At 71.1% G+C, this 2,509-nt stretch carries 1 protein-coding gene; it reads left to right on the forward strand.

Annotated elements, in window-relative coordinates:
- A partial coding sequence (gene mfd, locus G6021_RS10750) for a transcription-repair coupling factor (protein ID WP_182641268.1) occupies window positions 1–2,404 on the forward strand: 2,404 nt, incomplete at its 5' end.
- Window positions 2,405–2,509 lie beyond the last annotated feature (105 nt).

Here is a 2,509-nt window from a genome sequence, read left to right on the forward strand (position 1 = left end):
GGCCGCGGTGGTGGTCCCGGGCCACGGCACCGTCGACCGCGTCCTGGAACGCCTGTCCGAGGCGGAGGTCCCGGCCACCGCCGCCCCGGCGGGATCCGAGCCCGCCCCCGGCGTGGTGTCGGTCTACGAGGCGATCCTGCACGGGGGGTTCGCCCTGTCGGGGGACTCCGGGGAGCAGGGGGACCACCTCGTCGTCGTCTCCGAGACCGACCTCACCGGCAACCGACTCGGCGCCACCGCGCGCCCCAAGGCGCGCCACGCCAAGCGACGCAACCAGGTGGACCCGCTCGCACTCAAGGCCGGCGACTGGGTGGTGCACGACCAGCACGGCATCGGCCGGTTCGTGGAGATGGTCGAGCGGCAGGTGCGCGGCGGGGACGGTTCGAGCCGCCGCGAGTACGTGGTGATCGAGTACGCCCCCGGCAAGCGCGGGGGCGCCGGCGACCGCCTGTTCGTGCCCATGGAATCCCTCGGGCAGCTCAGCCGCTACGTGGGCGGGGAGGCCCCGACGCTGAGCAAGATGGGCGGCGCCGACTGGCAGAACACCAAGCGCAAGGCCCGCAAGGCGGTCCGGGAGATCGCCACCGAGCTGGTGCAGCTCTACGCCAAGCGGCAGTCCGCCCCGGGCCGAGCGTTCGGCCCCGACACCCCCTGGCAGCGGGAGATGGAGGACGCGTTCCCGTTCACCGAGACCGTCGACCAGCTCACGGCGATCGAGGAGGTCAAGGGGGACATGGAGAAGACCGCCCCCATGGACCGCGTGGTGGTGGGCGACGTGGGCTACGGCAAGACCGAGGTGGCCGTGCGGGCGGCGTTCAAGGCCGTGCAGGACGGCACCCAGGTCGCGGTGCTGGTGCCCACCACGCTGCTCGCGCAGCAGCACCAGGCGACCTTCGTCGAGCGCATGACCGGGTTCCCCGTGACCGTCAAGGGGCTCAGCCGGTTCACCTCCGACGCCGAGGCCAAGGAGGTGCTCAAGGGACTGGCCGACGGCACCGTGGACGTGGTGATCGGCACCCACCGGCTGCTGGCCACCGCGGTGCACTGGAAGAACCTGGGGCTGGTGGTGGTGGACGAGGAGCAGCGCTTCGGTGTGGAGCACAAGGAGCACATCACCTCGCTGCGCACCCACGTGGACGTGCTGACCATGTCCGCGACGCCCATCCCGCGGACGCTGGAGATGTCGCTGGCCGGGATCCGCGAGATGAGCCAGATCCTCACCCCGCCCGAGGAGCGGCTACCCGTGCTCACGTACGTGGGCGCGCACTCGGACAAGCACGTCGCCGCCGCGATCCGCCGCGAGCTGCTGCGTGAGGGGCAGGTGTTCTACGTGCACAACCGGGTGCGGACCATCGACGCCACCGCGGCGAAGATCCGCGACCTGGTGCCCGAGGCGCGCGTGGTGGTGGCCCACGGGCAGATGGGGGAGGAGCAGCTCGAGCAGACCGTCGGCGGGTTCTGGAACCGCGACTACGACGTGCTGGTGTGTACGACCATCGTCGAGACCGGCCTGGACATCTCCAACGCCAACACCCTGATCGTGGACCGCTCCGACCAGCTGGGTCTGTCGCAGATGCACCAGTTGCGCGGGCGCGTGGGCCGGTCCCGCGAGCGCGGCTACGCCTACTTCCTCTACGACCCGGAGAAGCCGCTCACCGAGACCGCGTACGACCGGTTGGCCACCATCGCCCAGAACAACGACCTGGGCGCGGGCATGGCCGTGGCCATGAAGGACCTCGAGCTGCGCGGCGCCGGCAACGTGCTGGGCGCCGAGCAGTCCGGCCACATCGCCGGCGTCGGCTTCGACCTCTACATCCGTCTGGTGGGCGAGGCCGTGGAGGCCTACCGCGCGATCGCCGACGGCGAGACCGTGGAGGTCGAGGAGGAGGTGGGCGAGATCCGCATCGAGTTGCCGGTCGACGCCTACATCCCGGTCGAGTACGTCGACGGCGACCGACTGCGTCTCGAGGCGTACCGCAAGCTCTCCCAGGCGCGGGCGCCCGAGGACATCGACGCGGTGGTCGAGGAACTGGTGGACCGCTACGGCCCCATGCCCGCCGAGGCCCGGCGCGTGGTGTCGGTGTCCCGGCTGCGGCTCGTGTGCCAGAAGTACAAGGTGCGGGAGATCGTGCTGGCCGGCTCCCGCCTGCGCGTGGGCCCGCTCGATCTGCTCGACTCCCAGCAGATCCGGCTCAAGCGCATGTACCCGGCCGCGCAGTACCGGGCCACGCAGAAGACCGTGCTGCTCCCGCTGCCCAAGGCGGCAGGCGCGCGTGCCGGTGCGGGCGCGGAGAAGGCGCGCGACGACGAGATGCTGCAGTACGCCGCCGACTTCCTCACCGCCATGGCCGGGGATCCGGAGGGCTCGCACCCGGTGATCCAGCCGGAGTTGGTGTCGGTGTGAGTCCCGAGTCCGAGCCCGAGCCCGAGCCCGGCGCACATCGAAAAGAGCGTTCCGCACACATCCACTCGGCCGATGTGACGGAAACGCTCTTTTTGACGGGCCCAG

This window comes from Dietzia sp. CW19, assembly GCF_014145265.1.
In the GTDB taxonomy this organism is placed as follows: Bacteria; Actinomycetota; Actinomycetes; order Mycobacteriales; family Mycobacteriaceae; genus Dietzia; species Dietzia natronolimnaea.